1 protein-coding gene is annotated in these 1,773 nt (G+C 61.9%); it reads right to left on the bottom strand.

Annotated features, from left to right (window positions below; genetic code table 11):
- Positions 1–411 precede the first annotated feature (411 nt).
- Positions 412–1,773 (bottom strand): ABC transporter ATP-binding protein (locus M0954_RS10605; protein ID WP_297353085.1); only part of this gene is annotated, 1,362 nt, incomplete at its 5' end.

The following is a 1,773-nucleotide window of genomic DNA, read 5'->3' as shown; positions in this document are numbered from 1 at the left end:
TCACCTTGGGCGGTTCGGGCGGCGCCAGCACCAGTTGGATGGCGTGGTCGACGGGCTTGGGTTCGTCTTTATGCCCCGACAATGCAATCAGCGCGACGGCGGCGGCAACATGCAGCGCAATCGAGACGACCACGCCGGGACGCGCCCACCAGCGATCACTCATTTGTGACGACTCGACGAGCAGACCGCTTGGATGGGAAAGGACTATGGCGTTCATCGGCTATGACGTGCGTGGCGGGCACGTCCGTGAGTTGGATCGGATGGATCAGTGGCGGACGGTATTTCTATTCGCGACTTCAACCTTAGCAACAAAATATAGGATCACGAAACATCAATTCTTGATGACGTTTCTCATCGTGCAGATATGTGAATAAGGTGCCGCATGAGCAGAGCGATCGACAATCATGCGTTTCACACCGCGAAGCGGTAAAACGAAAATGGCAGGTCCACGTCGTCTTGTCGTGGCGCGGTATTGTCTTGCCTGTGTCTGCTGAACGCCGGTTTCGGGACGGCGTCGATCAGGCTGCGCGTATAAGCATGCGCGGGGCGGGACCAAATGCTTTCGTGATCGCCGGACTCCACGATCTTGCCGGTGTTCATCACCAGCACGCGATCCGCTATATAACGCACTACGGAGAGATCGTGCGAGATGAACAGGTAGGAGAGCCCAAGCGACTGCTTAAGCTCGACAAGCAGGTTCAGCACCTGCGCGCGGATGGACACGTCGAGCGCGGAGACCGGTTCGTCGCAGATCACGAGCTTCGGCTGCAGCACCAGGGCGCGGGCAATACCGATCCTCTGGCGCTGGCCACCTGAAAATTCGTGCGCAAAGCGCTGCAGCGATTTTGAGGCGAGCCCTACGCGATCCGTGATGTCCGCGATGCGGCGGCGGCGCTCCTGCTTGTCGGCGACGCCGTGGACAATCAGCGCCGCATCGAGGATGTCGAGTACGCGCTGGCGCGGATTCAACGATGCGTAAGGGTCCTGGAAGATCATCTGGATCTTCGGGCGGATTGCGCGCAGCTTGCTGCCGCCAAGATGCGTAATGTCATGGCCGTCGAGGCTGATGGAGCCACTTGTCGACTGGATCAGCCGCAGGATGGTCCGGGAGAGCGTCGACTTCCCGCAACCCGACTCGCCGACCAGGCCGACCGTTTCGTCGTGACCGACGTCGAATGACACGCCATCCACGACGTTACCCTTGCCGTCGTAGCGCGTCACGAGGTCGCGCACGGCGAGCAGCGGCGCCCGGGTGTCTGCCGACGGCGCGCGAACATACGGACTACGGGTGAAGACGATGTTCGGCGCGCTTGCAACGCGTTCGTCACTGAGCGAGAAGTCGCGCAGGCCGGTGCCGGTATCGATGTGACTGCGAATCTCGGTGAGACGGCGCGTGCGGTAGTGCAGGTTCTGGTCGAGCGTGAGCGACGCCCCCAGCAGTCCCTTGGTGTAGGGGTGGCGCGGCTGCGTGAAGATGCGCTGGGTAGTGCCGTCCTCCACCGCTTCGCCGCTATACATCACCGCGACCCGGTTTGCATACTGCCCGACCACGCCGAGATCGTGCGTGATGAGCAGCACGGCCATCGACAGGTCCCGGCGCAGCGAATCGAGCAGTTGCAGGATCTGCGCCTGGATGGTGACATCGAGCGCGGTCGTCGGTTCGTCGGCAATCAGCAAGCGCGGGCGGCATGCCACCGCCATCGCGATCATCACGCGCTGGCGCTGGCCGCCCGAAAGCTCGTGCGGATAAGCAGTCAGGCGTTTGTCGGCTTG

The organism is Paraburkholderia sp. (assembly GCF_026225065.1).
Classification (GTDB): Bacteria; Pseudomonadota; Gammaproteobacteria; order Burkholderiales; family Burkholderiaceae; genus Paraburkholderia.
Note: the sequence above shows the minus strand (reverse complement) of the source record. Positions and strands in the feature narration are given on the sequence as shown.